The organism is Aeromicrobium sp. PFPM2_SD2 (genome assembly GCF_057364525.1).
This window is the reverse complement of sequence record NZ_JBNFNZ010000560.1, coordinates 1-1403: the sequence shown is the minus strand read 5'-3', so window position 1 is coordinate 1403 and position 1403 is coordinate 1. Positions and strand designations below refer to the sequence as shown.

Sequence of the window (1403 nt, the reverse complement as noted above, 5' to 3'; positions counted from 1 at the left end):
TCTCGGGCGCCATCGACGTGAAGTCCAGCAAGAACGCCGGTGTCGCCCTGCAGGGCTGACCCGACCCGCTCCAGGCCTGGCGCCCTCGAGCGCCGCGAGCACGCGCGGGCGATGGCCCGGCTGCCGTCGCGGTCGGGGTGGATGCCGTCGTAGACGCTGGAGGCGTCCAGCACCCCCGCCATGTCGACGAACTCGAAGCCGTGCGCCTGGGCCTGGCTGCGGACGATCGCGGTCACCCGCTCGGCGTGGCGGTGCGCGACCGGTCCCCACGGCGGGCCGAGCACGACGACGCGCGTCGAGACCGGCACCGTCTCCTGCACGGAGTCCATGTAGGCGTCGACCGCCTCGTCCACCATCGCGTCGGGCGCCGGCACGACGACGCCGTCGCGGCAGAACGACCAGTCGTTGCGCCCGCCCTCGAGCACGAGCAGCGAGGGCGCCGAGGCGAGCGCGCCGGTGTGCGCCGAGAACCGCACGCCGCGGCAGCGGTCGCCCTCGCGCAGGTAGCCCGACCCGGGCTGCGCGTAGCGCTCGACCGGCACGCCGAGCGCGCGTCCGACGATGCTCCACCAGCCCTGGCGCTCGTCGCCGGGCCGGTCGTTGTAGAGCGCGGTGATGGAGTCGCCCACCACCGTCATCGACGTGAACGCCGACGGTGCCGACGCCGAGCCGGCCGCGGCGGTCGTGGACGCGGGGGCCTCGCCGGACGTGGCGAGGGCGCCGAGGACGGCGCCGACGAGCAGGACGGCGGCGGCCAGGGCGGTGCGGGGGGTGAGCCAGGGGCGGGTCACGGTGGTGCTCCGGATCGTGAGGTGTGCGGGGCCAGCGTACGTCTGCCGGTCACCTCCTGGACACCACTTCGACGACTCCGTCGGCCGGTTGTTAAAACCCTCAGGAGCCCGGCCCGACGGCCGATGGTGGGCCCCGACCGGTCATGGAAGACGGAAAGGCAGGACCCATGGAGGAGATGGACGAGATCGTCCAGGAATTCCTGGTGGAGAGCTACGAGAACCTCGATCAGCTCGATCGGGACCTCGTGGCGCTCGAGCAGGAGCCCGGCTCCCGCGACCTGCTGGGCAGCATCTTCCGCACGATCCACACGATCAAGGGCACCAGCGGCTTCCTGGCCTTCAACAACCTCGAGTCCGTGACGCACGTCGGCGAGAACCTGCTCGCCCGCCTGCGCGACGGCAAGATGTCGATGACGCCCACGACGACCGACGTGCTGCTCGCGATGGTCGACACCGTCCGTGCGCTGCTCGCCGCGATCGAGGAGCGGGGCACCGAGGAGGGCGTCGAGGTCGCCGCCTCCGTCGCCGCCATCACCGCCGTCCTGGAGGGGCCGCGAGCCCGCCGCCACCCCGGTCGCCGACCTGCTGCCCGAGGCGTCCGCTCCGGCCGAG

General features: G+C 73.1%; 2 protein-coding genes. One reads left to right on the top strand and one right to left on the bottom strand.

The annotated features are described in order from the left end of the window. Positions 1-791 (bottom strand): SGNH/GDSL hydrolase family protein (locus tag AC2W7G_RS16315; protein WP_485869362.1); only part of this gene is annotated, 791 nt, incomplete at its 3' end. Positions 792-958: 167 nt separating this feature from the next. Between AC2W7G_RS16315 and AC2W7G_RS16310 the strand changes: the two genes are divergently transcribed. After that, positions 959-1403, top strand: a 445-nt coding sequence (locus AC2W7G_RS16310; RefSeq protein ID WP_485869361.1) for an Hpt domain-containing protein, incomplete at its 3' end; no start/stop codon positions are given.